Annotated in this window: 10 protein-coding genes; 5 read left to right on the top strand and 5 right to left on the bottom strand. The window is 48.7% G+C overall.

Annotated features, from left to right (window positions below; translation table 11 throughout):
- Positions 1-36 precede the first annotated feature (36 nt).
- From WS42_RS00520 to WS42_RS00510, 3 genes are read right to left on the bottom strand one after another with little or no spacing between them, the layout of a single operon-like run.
- Positions 37-1389 carry an efflux transporter outer membrane subunit gene (locus WS42_RS00520; protein WP_046404114.1) on the bottom strand — a complete coding sequence of 451 codons (1353 nt, stop codon included), beginning with the start codon at positions 1387-1389 and terminating at the stop codon, positions 37-39.
- Positions 1389-4505 (bottom strand): efflux RND transporter permease subunit, encoded by a 3117-nt coding sequence (locus WS42_RS00515; protein ID WP_046403649.1) that lies wholly within the window; start codon positions 4503-4505, stop codon positions 1389-1391. Before WS42_RS00515 ends, WS42_RS00520 begins: the two co-directional genes overlap by 1 nt.
- Entirely contained in the window at positions 4502-5659 is a 1158-nt protein-coding gene (locus tag WS42_RS00510) for an efflux RND transporter periplasmic adaptor subunit (protein ID WP_013612424.1), read from the bottom strand. The genes WS42_RS00515 and WS42_RS00510 overlap by 4 nt, the downstream gene beginning before the upstream one ends.
- Before the next feature lie 236 nt (positions 5660-5895).
- On the opposite strand from WS42_RS00510, the gene WS42_RS00505 reads away from it, so the two are divergent.
- From WS42_RS00505 to WS42_RS00495, 3 genes are read left to right on the top strand one after another with little or no spacing between them, the layout of a single operon-like run.
- The gene (locus WS42_RS00505) at positions 5896-7245 is read left to right on the top strand and encodes an efflux transporter outer membrane subunit (RefSeq protein ID WP_013612425.1); all 1350 of its coding nucleotides are present in this window, start codon (positions 5896-5898) and stop codon (positions 7243-7245) included.
- A 37-nt stretch (positions 7246-7282) separates the two neighbouring features.
- Positions 7283-8413, top strand: a complete 1131-nt coding sequence (locus tag WS42_RS00500) for an efflux RND transporter periplasmic adaptor subunit (RefSeq protein ID WP_013612426.1) — start codon at positions 7283-7285, stop codon at positions 8411-8413.
- A gap of 9 nt (positions 8414-8422) precedes the next feature.
- Positions 8423-11608: an efflux RND transporter permease subunit gene (locus WS42_RS00495; RefSeq protein ID WP_046450628.1), complete on the top strand. Its 3186-nt coding sequence runs from the start codon at positions 8423-8425 to the stop codon at positions 11606-11608.
- A gap of 236 nt (positions 11609-11844) precedes the next feature.
- Here the strand turns inward: WS42_RS00495 and WS42_RS00490 are convergent, their stop codons facing one another.
- Together WS42_RS00490 and rlmN are read right to left on the bottom strand one after the other, a co-directional pair.
- Positions 11845-12690 (bottom strand): hypothetical protein, encoded by an 846-nt coding sequence (locus WS42_RS00490; protein WP_140398589.1) that lies wholly within the window; start codon positions 12688-12690, stop codon positions 11845-11847.
- Positions 12691-13164: 474 nt separating this feature from the next.
- A complete protein-coding gene (rlmN, locus tag WS42_RS00485) occupies positions 13165-14220 on the bottom strand; it encodes a dual-specificity RNA methyltransferase RlmN (protein WP_013612439.1) in 1056 nt (351 codons plus the stop codon).
- A 304-nt stretch (positions 14221-14524) separates the two neighbouring features.
- Between rlmN and WS42_RS00480 the strand changes: the two genes are divergently transcribed.
- Positions 14525-16687 carry a S46 family peptidase gene (locus WS42_RS00480; protein WP_046450626.1) on the top strand — a complete coding sequence of 721 codons (2163 nt, stop codon included), beginning with the start codon at positions 14525-14527 and terminating at the stop codon, positions 16685-16687.
- Positions 16688-16703: 16 nt separating this feature from the next.
- Entirely contained in the window at positions 16704-17726 is a 1023-nt protein-coding gene (locus tag WS42_RS00475) for a branched-chain amino acid aminotransferase (protein WP_013612437.1), read from the top strand.
- The last annotated feature ends 191 nt before the right edge of the window (positions 17727-17917 follow it).

The following is a 17917-nucleotide window of genomic DNA, read 5'->3' as shown; positions in this document are numbered from 1 at the left end:
TCAGGGGACACTCCCGATGTACATTTTTTGACATCCCTATGAACAACCGCCTCCCAATACCTGATACAATTGTACCGTAGCCAGTAATTCGTCGCGGATAGCCGTATTGAGGCCGATCTGGGCATCGAAATATCCACGCTGGGCATCCAATACATCGAGATAACTGATCACTCCGTTGATGTATTGCAAAGTAGCCAGATCGAGATTAGAACGGGCCGACTGTTCGAGATGTTCGCGGGATTCACGGATTTCACGACTTTTGCGGGAGTTGACCAAGGCATTGCTCACTTCGGTGAAAGCCTGGAGCACCACTTTCTGATAATTGTAGGTTTCCTGTTCCTGCACAGCTCTGGAAGCTTTTAAACGCGCTCTGTTTTTTCCCAGATTAAACACCGGTGCCAATAATTCACCACCGACAAAAAAGTAAGGTGCTTTCAGAAAATCGGTCAGATCGCTGCTCTCGAGGCCATAATGTCCGGTTAAAGTAAATTTCGGGAACATGCTGGTATAAGCCACACCGACTTTGGCATGAGCCGCTTTCAACCGATATTCGGCCTGGCGGATGTCGGGCCGTCTTTCCAGAATTTGGGAAGATAATCCCACCGGCAGAGCGGTCATCAACTGCTGCTGACCGATACTTTTCCCTCTCGCCACTTCTCCGGGATATTCTCCGGCCAGTAAAGTAATCTGATTCTCTTTGAGGCGAATCTCCCTTTCTAATCCCGGTACCAGGGTTTGGGTTCTGGCCAATTCGACCTGTGCCTGACGCAAGGGATTTTCGGAAGTCAATCCTCCCTCGAACCTGAGCTTTGCCAGACGTACTCCTTCCTGCCGGGCCGCCAGTGTCTGCCGTACGATGGCCAGTTCCTGATCTAAAGCGATCAACTCGAAATAAGCCTGCGCCACCTGGGCAACCAGAGCCGACTGCAAAGCCTGCCTGCCTTCGACGCTCTGCAAATATTCGGCCAGAGCGGCCTGACCGGCCCAACGTAGTTTTCCCCACAAATCGACTTCCCAGGATGCCAACACTTTTCCCTCAAAAGTATTCCCAGGCGTTTCATCGTATTCGCGCTCGGCAGACACGGTAGCCTCTGCCTTGGGGAAAAGGTCGGCTTTAGCGATACGACGGAGTTCCATCGATTCTTTCACTTTGGCCGCAGCGATCATCAGGTCTTTGTTTCCTTCCAATGTTTTCCGGATCAACTGCCGGAGTACCGGATCGGTATATAAATCGGCCCATCGGATATCACCGGCCGAAACCGAATCGGGCACCGTTCCTTCGATCTGTTCCGGCAAGCGGAGTTCGGGCCGGGAGTAATGCTTTCCCAGTTTACAGGAACTCACTCCCAATACCAGCAATACAATAGCGAGGGTATAAATTTTCTTCATCATTTTACGCTTTTCGTTTTTACTCTAATCTTTTCTTTGAATTTATAAACCATTACAAAGAAAAAAGGTACCAATACTATTCCGATGGTAATGGCTGCAATCATACCGAAGAACACACCGGTCCCGATCGAATGGCGGCTGGCCGATCCCGGTCCGGATGCCATGACCAGAGGCAACATACCCAACACAAAGGCCAGCGAAGTCATCAGGATCGGGCGGAAACGCAACATGGCCGCATTTTTGGCAGCGACAACCACATCGACCCCTTTGTCGACTTCCATCTTGGCAAACTCCACAATCAAAATCGCATTTTTAGCAGCCAGACCGATCAAAGTCACCAAACCGATCTGGAAATAGATATCGTTCTCGAGCCCAAATCCCAGAATGCCCAGATAAGCCCCCAAAGCTGCAACGGGCAACGACAGCAACACGGCCACCGGCACCAGCCAACTTTCGTATAAAGCAGCCAGAAAGAGGAAGACGAACAGGAATACCAGAGTCAATACCAGCCCCAGCTGTCCCTCGGCTTTTTTCTCCTGATAAGACAAACCGCTCCATTCGACACCGATATTCTCGGGTAAATGAGTCTTGGCAATGTTTTCCATCTTACGCATCACCTCACCCGAACTATATCCCGGAGCTGCCGCCCCCCGGACAACTGCCGTCGTGAACATATTGAAGCGCCGGATATTTCCCGGACCTGTCGTATATTCGGCATCTCCCAAAGCAGTCAGAGGCACCATATCCCCTCCCGCCGTCTTTACAAAGAACATATTGATATTGTCTTTATGTGCCCGGTAAGGAGCTTCGGCCTGAATATATACCTTATAAACCCGGTTAAACATATTGAAATCGTTCACATAAACCGATCCGGTGTAGGCTTTCATCGTCGAAAAAATATCGGACATCGGGATACCCAGGAATTTGGCTTTGTCCCGGTCGACATCAAAATACAGCTGAGGAATTTCGGCCTGTAACGAAGACGACAGACCGGTGAAAGCTTTACTCTCGGCAGCATACTTCATCAGGGTATCGACCGCTTCGACCAGATTTTCGAAAGTAGCTCCATTCCGGGCTTCGACCTGCATCTCGAATCCACCGGCAGTACCTAAGCCTGGAATAACAGGCGGTTTCGACAAATAAACCCGGGCCTCAGGATATTGCTTCAACTCTTTACGGGTATCTTCCATCACCTGATCGATCTCCATACCGTTTCCTTTACGCTTTTCCCACGATTTCAGAATCACCGTCAGTTCGGAGCGGGCCTGGTTGGTTCCTACCCGGGGACTGGAACCGGTCACATTCTGTACATAACCGACTGCAGGATGAGCTTTCAGAAATTCTACCGCCCGATCCGTCACCAGGCGTGTACGCTCGAGTGTAGCCCCTTCGGGTAATTCCAGTTCAACCTTGAAATAGCCCTGATCTTCTTCAGGCATAAAACTACCCGGAACCACCCGGTTCAATACAAAGATGAAAACAAGTACCATCCCGAAACCGGCCAGGATACGGCGGGGATTGGCGATCGCTTTACCGATTATCCCTACATATTTCCGGTTTCCGGTAGCCAGCCAACGGTTGATCATTCCGAAAATACGGTTTTTAGAGGGTGCGGAAGGACGCAGCAAGAGCGCACACATCGCCGGACTCAGCGTCAAAGCGACCACAGTCGATATCAACACCGAAACGACAATGGTAATGGCAAACTGCCGGTAAAGCAAACCGGTAATCCCCCCCAGGAAACTAACCGGAATAAATACCGCAGCCAGCACGAGAGAGGTGGCGATCAACGCCCCGGTCAATCCCCGCATAGCTTTCTTCGTAGCCTCGTAGGGGCTCAAACCTTCTTTTTCCATATAACTCTCGACCGCTTCGACAACTACAATGGCATCGTCGACCACGATACCTATCGACAAAATCAATCCCAACAGAGTAAGTAAATTGAGCGAAAAGCCCAAAACCAACATCACCCCGAAAGTTCCGATCAACGATATTGGCACAGCAATCAGGGGCACCAGAGAAGCGCGCCAGTTCTGGAGCGAAAGAAACACCACCAACACCACCAGCAACAGCGCTTCGAACAAGGTTTTATACACCTCGTGGATAGACTCGGAAATGTAGCTGGTGATATCGAAAGGGATTTCGTAATCGAGCCCTTCGGGAAAATTCTTACTGATCTCTTTCATCGTTTCGCGCACCTGCCCGGCCACTTCGACGGCATTCGCACCGGGAAGGGTATAAATCCCGAGTACTGCGGCATTTTTACCGTTCATACCACTCTCGGTGGAATAGGAAGAAGCCTCGAGAGAGACCCGGGCAACGTCCCTCAAACGTACGATAGAACCGTCGGGATTCGCTCTGACCACAATCTCTTCGAATTCATTGACTGTAGACAAACGCCCCTGGGTAGTGATCGGAATGGTAATATCCTGTCCGGAAATAGGCTGCTTGCCCAATTCGCCGGCCGCCGACTCACGGTTCTGGTCTTTGAGGGCATCCTGCAAATCTTTTACCGTCAGTCCGAAATTAGCCATCCGGTCGGGCATCACCCAGATACACATACCATAATAACGGCTTCCGATATTGGAAACCCGTCCTACCCCGGGGATACGCCTCAGGATATCCAGGACATTGATCGTCGCAAAATTACTGAGATAGATTTCGTCGAAACGGGGATCGTCGGAAGTCAGGGTCAGGGTCATGAGCTGATTCGAAGATTGCTTTTCGACGGAAATACCGTTCTGCACCACCTCGGCGGGCAAGCGCGACTCGGCCAGTTTCACCCGGTTCTGGATTTCTACGGCAGATAATTCGGGATTGGCCGAAATGTCGAAGGTGACATTGATTGACAAACCGCCGGAATTGGAACTGCTGGATTCCATGTAGAGCATTCCCGGCGTCCCGTTGAGTTCCTGCTCGATGGGGGTCGCCACTGCCTGCGAGACAGTCTGTGCACTAGCCCCGGGATAGGAGGCCGAAATTTTCACCATAGGAGGTGTAATCTGCGGGTATTGATCCACCGGCAACAAATAAAGGCCGATACATCCTACCACGACAATCAATATGGATAATACCGCCGAAAAGATAGGGCGGTCTATAAAGAATTCAACTTTCATCTTACTTCGTTTATTTCGTCTGTATTTTCTTCTTTTTTAGCCACCGTGCGGGGAGCCAAAAGATCACCGGGAGAAAGTTTGTGTTGTCCCTCGGTCACGACCATTTCATCAGGTCCCAATCCCCTCTCTACCACCACAAAATTACCGACTTCGGGTCCGGTTTCGATAAACCGTTTCTCGGCAGTACTATCCCTGCGCATAACATAAACATGAGCACCTCCCTTCTCGATAATAATTGCGCGGGCAGGTACCACTACGGCATTTTCGCGCACATCGAGCAGCAGTTTGACTTTAGTAAACTGTCCGGGCAGCAGTTTCCGCCCGGGATTGGCCAGTTCGGCTCTCACCCCGAAAGTACCTGTCTTGGGATCGACCTGAGGTTCGGCAAAGTCGACCAGGCCCTTCTCCGGATAAACAGAATTATCGGCCAGGGTGACCGTAATCGAGGGCTGCCAGGAACGGGTAGCGTCCTGCTCGCCTAATCTCACATTACGCTGCTGGCTGCGGAGATAATCGAGGGCGGTGAGGCTAAAATCGACCAACACGGTATCGCTGGCCACGACAGTCGCCAATAGCGACTTGGAGCCGGGGCCCACCAAGGTACCGATATCGGCATGCCGTTCGCTGATGTATCCCGAAATGGGCGAACGTACCGTCGTATATCCCAGCTCCATCTCTGCCTGTGCCAGATCGGCTTTACTCATGGCTACATTCGCTTTAGCACTTTCGTAAGCGGCAATGGCATTATCCAGGTCCAACTGGCTGGCTGCATTCTGTTCGTATAAAGGACGCAAACGCTCTACATCGCGTCCGGTTTTCAACTCCTGGGCTTCGTCTTTTTTCAGCTGAGCCGCAGCTTTATCGGCCCGCGCTTTATATAAATCGGGATTGATAATAAACAAGGGCTGATTACGCTCTACCCGTTTCCCTTCCTCAAAAAGCATCTTTTCCAGATAGCCTTCTACCCGGGCATGTACTTCCACAAATTGCCGGGCCCTGATCCGCCCTACATAATCACCGAATATCTCTACATCATCGACCCCCACTTTCTCAACTACTACGGGAATTCCTTCACGTATCTTATCTTTTTTACAACCCACCACTCCCAACAGGAGCACACAGGCAAAACCACTCAGCCAATTATTAACCCTCATATTTATCTGTTTAATTTATTTATACTTGCTATTTCCTCGCTTATGAAAAATATATACCATTTTTCAAGTATAAAAGTTATGCATTGGCTGTCAGCATACTATATATTCAAATCTTTTCCCCGGGGAACTTGTTTTTGTGGAATAATTCCACAAACGAGCTGAATTATTCCACAACATTCGCTATTTCGTTTTCGTATAGGGATTTGTAATTTAAACGATATTTTAACCGATCCGATATGAGACGAATCTTATTTCTGTTATTTTTAAGCCTGATCTTAGGGGGCCGGTCAAAAGCCCAGCAAGACCCGGTACTCGATCTGCAACAAACGATGCCTTCAGAAGACAGTTGGTGGCAATTTTTCGGAGATTCGACACTTATCCGTCTGATCGACAAATCTGTAGCCAATAATTATAATCTGCAGAATGCAGTAAAAAATATCCAATTGGCGAAATCGCGCTGGCGGTCACAACAGGGCCATTTTTTCCCGAGTTTCAGCGCTTCGGCCCAATATACACCGGAAAAAAGCAGTCTGGGCATCGACCATGCCGATAATTACTACCACATCGGGCAGGCCGGTATAGAAATGAATTGGGAAATCGATGTGTTCGGCAATATCCGGAAAGGAGCCAAAGCCCAAAAAGAATATTACCTGGCTTCACAGGAGGATTACCGGGGTACAATGGTCTCGCTCGCCTCAGAAGTGGCGATGGCTTATATCCGTCTGCGCACTTACCAGCAACAACTGGAAGTTGCCCGTAATAACCTGGAATCCCAGGAGGAGATTCTCCGGATCAATGAAGCCAAACTGGCGGCCGGACTGACTTCCAACCTAACGGTGGCGCAATCGAAAGGCCTGTGGCTACAAACGAAGGCAACCCTTCCCGGACTGGAAGCCTCGGTCTACTCGGAAGTGAATACACTGGCTGTCCTGACCGGAGAGTATTCGGATTCTTTACGGCAAGCTTTACTGCAAGTGCACCCTCTCCCCCAAGGCAACCCGATCCTTATGCAAGGAATCCCGGCCGAACTGATCCGGCGGCGCCCGGATGTCCGCTCGGCCGAACGGACGATGGATGCACTGGCAGCCGCAGCAGGAGCAACACGGGCAGACTGGTGGCCGAAATTCTACCTAACGGGCGCTTTCGGGTATGGCAACGAATATTACAAACAGTTTTTCAAGAAGGAGAACATGACGTGGCAAATCAGCCCGAGCATCAAATGGACGATTTTCAGCGGGCGCCAGATCGCCCAGGCTAACCGGCAGGCCCAAATCCAACTGGACGAAGGGATCAATACGTATAACCAAACTCTGCTCACAGCTTTGCAAGAGGTAGACGATGCCTTATCGTCATATAATAAATCACTCCAACAACTGGATGCAGACCGGCTTGCTCTGCAGGAAATTAAACTGACGCTGGAATATGCAATGGACCTGTATAAGAAAGGACTGACCAATTACCAGAATGTACTGGACTCACAACGCAATGTATTGAACTACGAAAATGTGTATGTGAATTCGCAGAGTGCAACCCTGCTCTATATGATACAGGTGTATAAGGCACTGGGGGGAGGAGTGGAAAAATAAAGTTAAAGGCTAAAAGCGAATTAAAAAAATCATTGTTATGAAAAAGATGATCGTTCTGATGATTGGTTTGGGAGTGATATTGGGAGGTTGCAGGAAGAAAGAGAAACAGGAAGCCGCAAGCGGACAAGCGGCCCCGGAGATTTTAGTGAACAGACCTGCCCAACACGATGTCGTGTATACGTATCAGTATCCGGCTTATCTGGAAGCCGTGCAAACGGTGAATCTGGTGGCCCGGGTATCGGGATTCCTGGAAAAGATGAATTATATCCCGGGAGTGCCGGTAAAAGCAGGCCAGTTGTTGTTTGTCATCGAACCTCAACCCTATCAGGATCAGTTGAAAGCGGCACAGGCCGAAATGAAGAGTACAGAGGCACGTCTGGCTTACGCCAGGGCACAATACGAGAAGATGAAAGAAGCGATGCCTAGCCGGGCTATCAGTGAGATCGACTTCATCCAGGCCGAATCGGATTACCATTCGGCGATAGCGAATCTTCAGAATGCCCGGGCACAATTGAATACTGCTCAGACTAATCTGAATTATTGTTACATCAAAGCTCCTTTCGACGGACGGGTATCCCGGAACCTGGTGGACCTTCAGAACTTTGTCGGAGGAGCGGTACAACCGGTCACCCTGGCTACGATGTATAAAGATAAGTATATGTATGCTTATTTCAATATGGCTTATGCCGAGTTCGAACAAATTCCTCCGGTGACCAATCCGCTGGTATCGAAAGATTCGGCCCTGGCGCTGACGGTCATCAATGCTGCGGACACCAGCCGTTATTGGAAAGGCGAGCTCGACTATACTTCGCCGAACGTCGATCTGCAAACCGGGACGGTGACCGTACGGGCCATTCTCGAAAATCCGAAAGAAGAATTATTAAGCGGGATGTATGTTAAAATCCGGCTTCCCTATAAAGTGGTAAAAGATGCTTTACTGATACCGGAGGCTTCGATCGGCACGGGACAGGCAGGCCGCTATGTCTATCTGGTGGATGAGAACAACCGGGTGGTGCAGCAAACCGTCAAAGTCGGGGTATTGAGTAACGACGGCATGCGGGAGATCGTCAGTGGTGTCACTCCGGACGACCGTTATGTCGTGGAAGCCCTGATGAATGTGCGTCCGGGCATGACCGTGAAACCAGTGAGAGAAAAAACAAAACGTTAATCTATTCCTATGTTCAGTACATTTTTCATTAACCGCCCTATATTCGCTACGGTCCTGTCTATCCTTATCGTGATCGCAGGACTGGTATCTTTACGTGGTCTGCCGGTAGAACAATATCCGACGATCACTCCTCCGACAGTCGTTGTCCGGGCCTCCTACCCCGGAGCCAATGCCAGTACAATCGCCGACATGGTAGGCACCCCGATCGAGCAACAAGTGAACGGCGTAGAGGGTATGCTTTATATGTCGTCGACTTCGTCGAGCACAGGCAGCTACCAGCTGACCATCACTTTCGAAGTGGGAACCGACCTGGATATGGCCACCGTGCTCGTAGAAAACCGGGTGAACATGGCCCTGAGCACTTTACCGCAGGAGGTGACCCAGATCGGGGTCACTACGACCAAGGAATCGACCAACGTCGTGATGTTTCTGTCACTGACCTCGGATAGTCCGCAATACGACGCTCTTTTTCTCTCTAATTATGCGGCCCTGAATATCACCAACGAATTGGGCCGGGTAAAAGGAGTAGGTAATGTGGGCTTGTTCGGCATGGGCAAATACAGTATGCGTATCTGGCTGGATCCGGATCAGCTGACTATCCGGGGCATCACTCCGGCGGATATCGTATCGGCCATTCAGGGCCAGAATATCCAGGTTACAGCGGGCAGCGTGGGATCGGAACCCTTAGTCCGCAAAGAAGCCTACCAATACACCCTCGAAACCCAAGGATTACTGATCGATGAAGAAGAATTCGGCAATATCATCGTCAAGGCCCTTCCCGACGGCAAATACCTTCGCATCCGTGACCTGGCCACTATAGAGCTCGGACGTGAAAGCTACAGCTCCACCGCCACCCTGAAAGGCGGAGCCGTCGCAGCAATCGCCGTCTATCAGCTTCCGGGAGCCAACGCCCTGGACGTGGCACAACGGGTGAAAAAAGAGATGGACAAACTGGCCTCCTATTTCCCCGAAGGGGTGCAATACAGCGTGACCCTCGATACGACGGAATTTATCAATGCCTCGATTTCAGGAATATACGAAACCCTGATCACCGCCTTTATCCTGGTTTTACTGGTTATTCTGATCTTCCTCCAAAACTGGCGGGCGATGCTGATTCCGCTGATCACGATTCCCGTCTCGCTGGTCGGGACTTTCACCTTCATGGCGATGCTGGGATTTTCCATCAATACGCTGACTCTCTTCGGGCTGGTACTGGCTATCGGGCTGGTAGTAGACGACGCCATTATCATCGTAGAAAACAGTTACCGGCTGATCGAAACCGGCCGGTATCCCACCGTAAAAGAGGCGGTGATCCAGGCCATGAAGGAAGTGTCGGGAGCTGTTGTGGGTATTGTGCTCGTACTGTTGGCCGTATTTATTCCCACGGCCTTTATCGGCGGCATCACCGGCCAGTTGTACAAACAATTCGCCCTGACGATCGCCATCTCGACGGTAATCAGCGGGTTCAACGCCCTCACCCTGAGCCCCGCACTTTGTGCCCTGTTTCTGAAACCCAAACAGCCGGCCAAATTCTTTCTCTTCAAAGCTTTCAACCGGTTTTTTGAAAAGACAAACCATGGTTATACCTGGGTGATCACTCACTTCATGCGTAAATCGCTGATGACTTTTATCGTCTTTTTGATCCTTTCGGCGCTGGCTTTCTGGGGATTTATCAAATGGCCGCGTACTTTTATCCCGGAAGAAGACCAGGGGTATTTCATCGCTTTCATGCAACTGACCGACGGTGCTTCGTCGAGCCAGACGGCTACGGCCCTGCAAAAAGCGTCGGCCGTACTGAACCAAATGGAAGGCATCGAAACCTATATCACGATCAACGGCTTTTCAATGATGAGTAATGCAAACGCTTCGAATGCCGCCACGCTGTTCGTGATGCTCAAAAACTGGGACCAACGGAAATCTCCGCAGTTAAGCGCCCAAAGCCTGGTGAACCAATTCAACGGTATGGCCTATGAAGCGATACCGGAAGCCAGAACCTTCGCCGTCTTACCGCCGGCCATCCCGGGATTGGGCGAAAGCAGCGGGTTTGAAGTCATGCTGGAGGATATCAACAACTACGGCCCGCAAGAACTGCAACGCATGACAGACGAACTGATGCTCGCCGGCAACGAGACCCCGGGTCTCTCTACCGTCCAGTCGATGTTCAGCGCCAGTGTACCCCAGTATTACCTGAATATCGACCGGAACAAAGTAGAGCTGATGCAGATTCCGCTAAGCGAGGTGTTCAATACGATCGGCACATACCTCGGTTCCACCTATGTCAACAATTTTGTGAAATTCGGCCGCACTTACCAGGTGAAGGTCGAGGGTGCCCCCGACAGCCGGGCTCTGGTAACCGACCTACGCCTATTGAATGTCCGCAACTCCAAGGGCGACATGATTCCCCTTTCGGCCTTTACTACTATCGAGACGCGGATCGGAGCAGAGAGCCTGACGAAATACAACACTTACGTATCCGCCCTGATCTCGGGTGCCGCAGCAGACGGTTATAGCTCGGGAGAGGCGCTGAATATTATGGCCAAACTGATCCGGGAGAAAGTGGGACGCTCCTTCGGTTATGAATGGACTTCTATGGCATATCAGGAAGAAAATGCGAGTTCGTCCACCTCCATCATCTTTATACTGGCCATCGTGGTGGCTTTCCTGATCCTGGCAGCCCAATACGAGAGCTGGACGGATCCTTTTGCAGTGATCATGGGTTTGCCTATCGCCCTGCTGGGAGTAGTGATCGGAGTGATGGTCATGAATCTTCCGATCAGCGTTTACACCCAAATCGGAGTAGTGCTTCTGATTGCCCTGGCGGCGAAAAATGCCATCCTGATCGTAGAATTCGCCCGGGATTACCGGGCTGCAGGCAAGTCGACCGAAGAATCGGCGATCGAAGGCGGACGCGTACGTCTCCGCCCGATCCTGATGACCTCTTTTGCTTTCATCCTCGGCACTTTCCCACTGGTGATTTCGACCGGAGCCGGAGCTTCGAGCCGGATCTCGCTCGGTATCGCCGTTTTTGCCGGTATGTTGATGACCTCCCTCGTAGGCACCTTGTTTATTCCCAATTTCTACCTGATGATGGAGAGCTTGCACGAACGGTTTACCCGCAAAAAGAAAAAAGACAAAGACACGGAAGAGAACCTTCCCGCCGTATACGAGGAACAACTCCCGATGAAGCGGGAGTGAGACAGGGAGAGGGATTAGCGTCGCTTCGTTCCTGATCAGGGGCGTCATTCAGGCTCCGGACCGGCAAAACCTCTCCGGTTTCTGGCCAGCGAACCTCTGGTTCTGACTGCAAAGCCGACCGGAAAGACTGTGCCGCCGGTCAGCCAGGCATTCATCAGCAAGCGGGAATTGCACCGATCAGCATCGAAGAGATGCCGACCGATAAAGCGCTAATCGGTAACCTCCGGTTACACTGGTCAAGACCGAAGATGTGCCAGAAAGCGGAGCCGCTCCGCACAAAAATCCCCGACAACTTTTTCGGTTTTCACCACACAGTCCATACAACAGGCAAGCAAATCCGAATCCACTGTGAAAGGATAGCTGTAACGGGCTTTATAGCTGAACGACTGCAACCGACCGAACAGCCTCCATTCCGAAAGCTCTCTCTCCCCTTTCCACAAACCCGCCATTCCAGCCGAACAATGCCGTATGCGGAGATAAGTCATGAGCAAATCTTCCTTCTGTTCCGGGATAAAACCGTAATGGACGAACGCGGCTGCCCGAAAAAACTGGGTAGCGGCCTGGCTGAGATAAAAAGCAGACATGCGTGGAATACCGCTCTGTTGCTGACGACGGGCATCTTGCAAAAAGGCCCGTCCTAAGGCCAGGCATTGGTCCGAATAGCCCTCCGCCTGACGATAACTGCGGACCGGCTTGTAACAGACTTTGTCTTTCAGCTTACAAGACTCGTTTTTATACAGTAAAACTCCCTCCTTGCGAATAGTATACAAAAAATGGCTTTGGGAAGAATGGTGGTGAACGAAAACAACGGTCAACAAATGAAGTGAAAGATAAGGCTCTTTCCGGTCTTTCTCAGGGAAATTCATGGCAAGATACCCCATCACTTCTTTAACACCCACCGCCGGTTGATTTGCGGTCAGGATCAGCAGTTCATAACCTCCCCGGATATCGTACGAAGGCATACCTGCATACCGACCGAACAAAACAATCATTTCGGGATGAATGAAATCGGTTATCAAAACGGCGAGTTTCTGAATCTCCTCCATATTCTGGCAGGCTGGAACAAAGGGAATTGTTTTCATAATGGTATAGTTTTAGATTTTAACAGGATTTAGATTAATTACGGTTCAATAAATCTCAATCTTTGATCGCATGAAAAAGACAATTAAAATCAAAATAACTATTTTTCATTATATAAATAGAATCCCTATAGGGTTTTATTATTTTCAACTAAATGAAAAATTTTATTAACAACTGATAAAAACAAGTTTTCTGATCTTATTCAAATTGAGTCATTAAAAAATATTTGTTAGAAATTGTATCTTATTTTATGTCTTATATTATTGAGCAAGTTAAACGTCGACGACAAGAAAGAAATTGGAGTCAGAAATATATTGCTGATTGTATTAATGTTTCACAATCTTTTATTTATAAGGCAGTTATATACATATTTACACTAATAAACGTAGGTTTTAATTCGGTTTATGATACCATGTTCCGCTCCTGACCGGTGGCCTTAAAAAAGGATTCGCAGGGTCCGGAAGACTTTATGGATTTTACAAATTGCTTTCTTGTTTCCCCGCCAACTGTCCGCAGGCGGCGTCGATGTCTTTCCCTTTGCTGCGGCGTACGTTGACCACCATGTTACATCCTTCCAGAAACCGGATGAAGGCATCCCGGTTTTTGTCCGGACTGTGGTGAAAACCAGAACCTTCCACATTGTTGTATTCGATGATATTGATCTTGATCGGGAATTGGCGGCAATAGAGGGCCAAAGCTTTTGCATCTTCGAGGCTGTCGTTGATATCTTTCAGAAGCAAATACTCGAAAGTCGGACGGGTTCCTGTTTTTTCGACGAAATATTTCAGGCTTCCTGCAATCTCACTCAAAGGATAGGCTTTATTCACCGGCATAAGGAAAGTGCGGGTGGTTTCTTTCGCTGCATGTAGCGAAAGCGCCAGATTAAAACGCACTCCATCGTCTGCCAATTGCCTGATTTTTTCCGGGATACCGGCTGTAGATACCGTAATCCGGTAGGGTGACATGGCTAATCCGTCCTGGGCCGTAATCCGTTCTATCGCTCTGAGGACCTGCTCGTAATTCAGTAAAGGTTCGCCCATTCCCATGAAAACGATATTGCTCAATGGTTGCCCCTGGGCTTCCGCTGCCTGCTGTGCACGGACCACCTGTTCGAAAATTTCGCCGGCCGTTAAATTACGTTTAAAACCCAGGGTACCGGTTGCACAGAATTTGCACCCCAGCTGACAACCCACTTGTGAAGATACACAGACCGTGAATTTTTGATTTCCGGGAATCAGTACGCTCTCGACGATTTCGCCGTCGGTCAGCCGCCAGGCTGTTTTTTCGGTGCCGTCGCTGGCTGTCTGCACCTGCTGCGGAAAGAGGGAATCGAAGAAATAATGCCGGCTTAATAATTCCCGGGTAGCCTTCGATAAGTTGCTCATCTCTGCGAAATCCGTCACCCCTCTTTGCCAGATCCATTGCCAGATCTGTTTTGCACGGAAAGCCTTCTCGCCTTGTGCGGTTAAAAAGTCGCTTAAATCCCGTAAAGATTCTTCTCTGATATTTTTTTTGTTACTTGTATCGGCCATAATCTCGTTATTATATAAAATCAAAATCTCTCACCTCACAAAGGTATCGTATTTTGCTATATTCTTCTCCTTCAGCCTTCCAAATCTTTTCTTCCTGTTCTTTTTTCTGTCCCGGTTTTTTCTTTTCCTCTCTCCTGTTAAAATAAAGTGAAAATCAGATAAAGAACGGATTTAATTATATATTTGCACTTATCTTAGCTTGAAAGTTATAATAACTTAGGAAAAAGGTTGTTTTTCGTTAAGAAATTTAAGTTGGGATAGTGTGGTAGTTATAATTTAAAACAAATACTATAGAATAAAACACATGAAGAAACTATTGATTATTGCTCTTGCTCTGCTTTCGGTGTCTATTGTCAGGGCTGATGAAGGAATGTGGTTGTTGTCGAAATTAAAACCACTGAACATTGAGAAAATGCAACAGATGGGATTTAAACTGACTGCAGAAGATATCTACGATGTCAATAAACCCGGTATCAAAGATGCTATCGTCGGTTTAGGCAATGCCGGCCGTCCTTTCCGTCATTTTTGTTCGGGAGAGATTATTTCTCCCAATGGGTTGATGCTGACCAATCATCACTGTGGTTTCAGTGCTATCCAATCTCATTCTTCTGTCGAGCACGACTATCTGGCCGATGGTTTCTGGGCTTACAAAATGGAAGATGAGCTCACCAATCCCGGCGTGACCGCTTCTATTCTGGAACGGATGGAAGACGTAACCGACCGTATCGCTCCTTTCTTAAAAGACGATATGAGCGAAATGGACCGCAGCGCTATCATCGACAGTATATCTGCAGTGATTGTGAAGGAAGCTGTGGCTGGAACGAAATTAAGCGGACAGGTTCAGCCGATGTTCGAAGGAAACCAATTCTTCCTGTTCCTTTACACCATCTACAAAGACGTACGTTTGGTAGGTGCCCCTCCTCAGAGCATGGGAAAATTCGGTGGAGATACCGATAACTGGATGTGGCCCCGTCATACTGCCGACTTTTCTATGTTCCGTATTTACACCGCTCCTGACGGTAGCCCTGCCGAATACTCCAAAGATAATGTACCCTTAAAACCCAAACATTACCTGCCCGTATCTGCAAAAGGCGTGAAAGACGGTGATTTTGCCATGATTATGGGATTCCCCGGAACTACCGACCGCTATACCACCAGTTTCGGATTACAGAATACGATGGATGTAACCAACGATATCCGTTACAAAGTACGTACGGTAAAATTGGAGGTTATGCGCGAAGAAATGGCTAAGAGTCCGAAAACCCGGATTCAATATGCTTCTAAATATGCCAGTTGTGCCAACTACTGGAAATATTCCTTCGAGCAGAATAAAGCGCTCAAAAACCTGAACACCAAAGGCAACAAAGAAGCCATCGAAAGAGAGTTTACCGCTTGGGTAAATGCCGATCCGGCCCGCAAAGCCACTTACGGCGAAGTGCTGCCGATGATTCGCCAGGGATACGAAGATATTAAAGAATATTCCGTAGCTACGGCTTATGCGCAGGAAGCCCTGGCCGGACCCGAAGCTCATTTATTCGCTTACCGTAGCGGAAGAATGATCGAAGATCTTTGTGATAAAGAAATCCCCGCCAGAGAAAAAACAGAGATTAAAGAAGCTTTGAAAGATATGGCTAAAGCTTTTTTCAAAGACTATAATGCCGATCTCGATACAAAATTATTCGCTGCATTGTTTAAAATATACAACGACAATGTCGATCCCGATCTTTACCCCGAAGTTATCGATCTGGTCAACAAAAAATACAAAGGCAATTACGATAAGTTCGCTGCCGGATTGCAGCAGAAATCCATCTTCATGGACGAAGCTGCTTTCAACGCATTTCTCGACAAACCCGATTGTAAACAATTGGCCAAAGACCCGGTATATATTGCCGGTAAATCTTTCTATGAGATTTGGATCAAACTGACCGCCTACAGTGGTGAAATGCAGGAAAAAATTTCCAAAGGAGACCGTCTTTTCGTGAGGGGATTGATGGAAATGCAGCCCGATAAAGCCTGGGCTCCCAATGCCAATTCTACGATTCGCTTGACCTATGGTAAAGTAGGTAGCTACAAACCGCGGGATGCTGTTTTCTATGATTACTACACCACCCTTACCGGTGTGATCGAAAAAGAAGGGCCCAAAGGTGGGGAGTTCGAAGTACCCGACCGGCTGAAAGAACTGTATGCTCAGCAGGATTTCGCTCCTTACGGGACCGATAAGTTGAGTGTCAACTTCATCACAGATAACGACATCACCGGAGGTAACAGCGGTTCCGGTGTCATCAACGCCGAAGGACATCTGATCGGTACTGCCTTCGACGGTAACTCCGAAGCCATGTCCGGAGACATCGATTTTGAAGAAAATCTGCAACGGTGTATCAATCTCGACACTCGTTATTTCCTCTGGATTGTAGATAAATATGCCGGAGCTAAGAACCTGATCAACGAGATGACTATTATAAAATAATCAAAAACTAACTACTATGAAAAATTTAGATTGGGGTAAATTGTCCTTTGGATATTCCAAGACGGATTACAACGTACGTTGTTATTATAAGGACGGCAAATGGAGTGCTCCTGAAGTCAGCGACTCTGAAATGCTGAATATTCATATGGCTTCTACCTGTTTGCATTACGGACAGGAAGCATTCGAAGGTATGAAAGCCTTCCGGGGTAAAGATGGAAAAATCCGTCTCTTCCGTTGTGAAGAAAATGCAAAACGTATGCTTAGTTCTGCCGAATACGTAATGATGCAGGCTCCTTCGATCGAACTGTTCGAAGAAGCTGTCGTCAAAGCCATCGAGTTGAACAAAGAATACGTTCCGCCTTACGAATCGGGGGCCAGCTTATATATCCGTCCCTTGTTGATCGGTGTCGGACCGCAGATGGGAGTTGCTCCGGCTAAAGAATATATTTTCGTTGTATTTGTAGCTCCTGTAGGACCTTATTTCAAAGCCGGTTTCAAACCGACCAAAGTCATGCTCGAACGCCGTTACGACCGTGCTGCTCCCAATGGCACCGGACACATCAAAGTAGGAGGTAATTACGCTGCAGGAATGAGATCCGGCGAAGTAGCCCATCAGAAAGGCTATTCGACCGCCATCTTCCTCGATTCCAAAGAGAAGAAATACATCGACGAATGTGGCCCGGCCAATTTCTTCGGTATTAAAAACGGTTCATATATCACTCCGTTCTCTCACACCATCCTGCCTTCTATCACCAACGCCAGCCTGATGGTATTGGCCGAAGATATGGGATTGAAAGTAGAACGCCGGCTTATTCCCGTAGAAGAACTCGAGACTTTCGAAGAAGCCGGAGCTTGCGGTACGGCTGCTGTCATCAGTCCTATCGGACAGATCGATGATCTCGAAAACAACAAGAGCATCGTTTTCGGTAAGCCCGATGTTCCTGGTGAATGGTGTACCAAATTGTACAACCGTTTGAGAGCTATTCAATACGGAGACGAACCGGACAAATTCGGTTGGGTAAAAGTATTGAATTTCTAAAAACAGATTTTTAGGGATAATTGAATCAACTCGGAGAAAGTGCCTGATCAGTTCAGGCACTTTCTTTCTTTTTTGAACTCCGGGACGGACCTTTCGTCCCCAATGGGGGAGGACGGGAGTTCATAACTACTCCTTCGGCGTTTAAAGTAGTATATCGGGTTGCTGGAGCCTGCGGATATATATTTTTTTGA

This window comes from Odoribacter sp. N54.MGS-14 (assembly GCF_000980295.1).
GTDB lineage: Bacteria > Bacteroidota > Bacteroidia > Bacteroidales > Marinifilaceae > Odoribacter > Odoribacter splanchnicus.
This window is presented reverse-complemented; position numbering and strand designations above follow the sequence as displayed.

Bases quoted from the DNA above. Each gene is read 5' to 3' on its own strand.
- WS42_RS00520 (WP_046404114.1), bottom strand. From the start codon at position 1,389: ATGAAGAAAATTTATACCCTCGCTATTGTATTGCTGGTATTGGGAGTG.
- WS42_RS00515 (WP_046403649.1), bottom strand. From the start codon at position 4,505: ATGAAAGTTGAATTCTTTATAGACCGCCCTATCTTTTCGGCGGTATTA.
- WS42_RS00510 (WP_013612424.1), bottom strand. From the start codon at position 5,659: ATGAGGGTTAATAATTGGCTGAGTGGTTTTGCCTGTGTGCTCCTGTTG.
- WS42_RS00505 (WP_013612425.1), top strand. From the start codon at position 5,896: ATGAGACGAATCTTATTTCTGTTATTTTTAAGCCTGATCTTAGGGGGC.
- WS42_RS00500 (WP_013612426.1), top strand. From the start codon at position 7,283: ATGAAAAAGATGATCGTTCTGATGATTGGTTTGGGAGTGATATTGGGA.
- WS42_RS00495 (WP_046450628.1), top strand. From the start codon at position 8,423: ATGTTCAGTACATTTTTCATTAACCGCCCTATATTCGCTACGGTCCTG.
- WS42_RS00490 (WP_140398589.1), bottom strand. From the start codon at position 12,690: ATGAAAACAATTCCCTTTGTTCCAGCCTGCCAGAATATGGAGGAGATT.
- rlmN (WP_013612439.1), bottom strand. From the start codon at position 14,220: ATGGCCGATACAAGTAACAAAAAAAATATCAGAGAAGAATCTTTACGG.
- WS42_RS00480 (WP_046450626.1), top strand. From the start codon at position 14,525: ATGAAGAAACTATTGATTATTGCTCTTGCTCTGCTTTCGGTGTCTATT.
- WS42_RS00475 (WP_013612437.1), top strand. From the start codon at position 16,704: ATGAAAAATTTAGATTGGGGTAAATTGTCCTTTGGATATTCCAAGACG.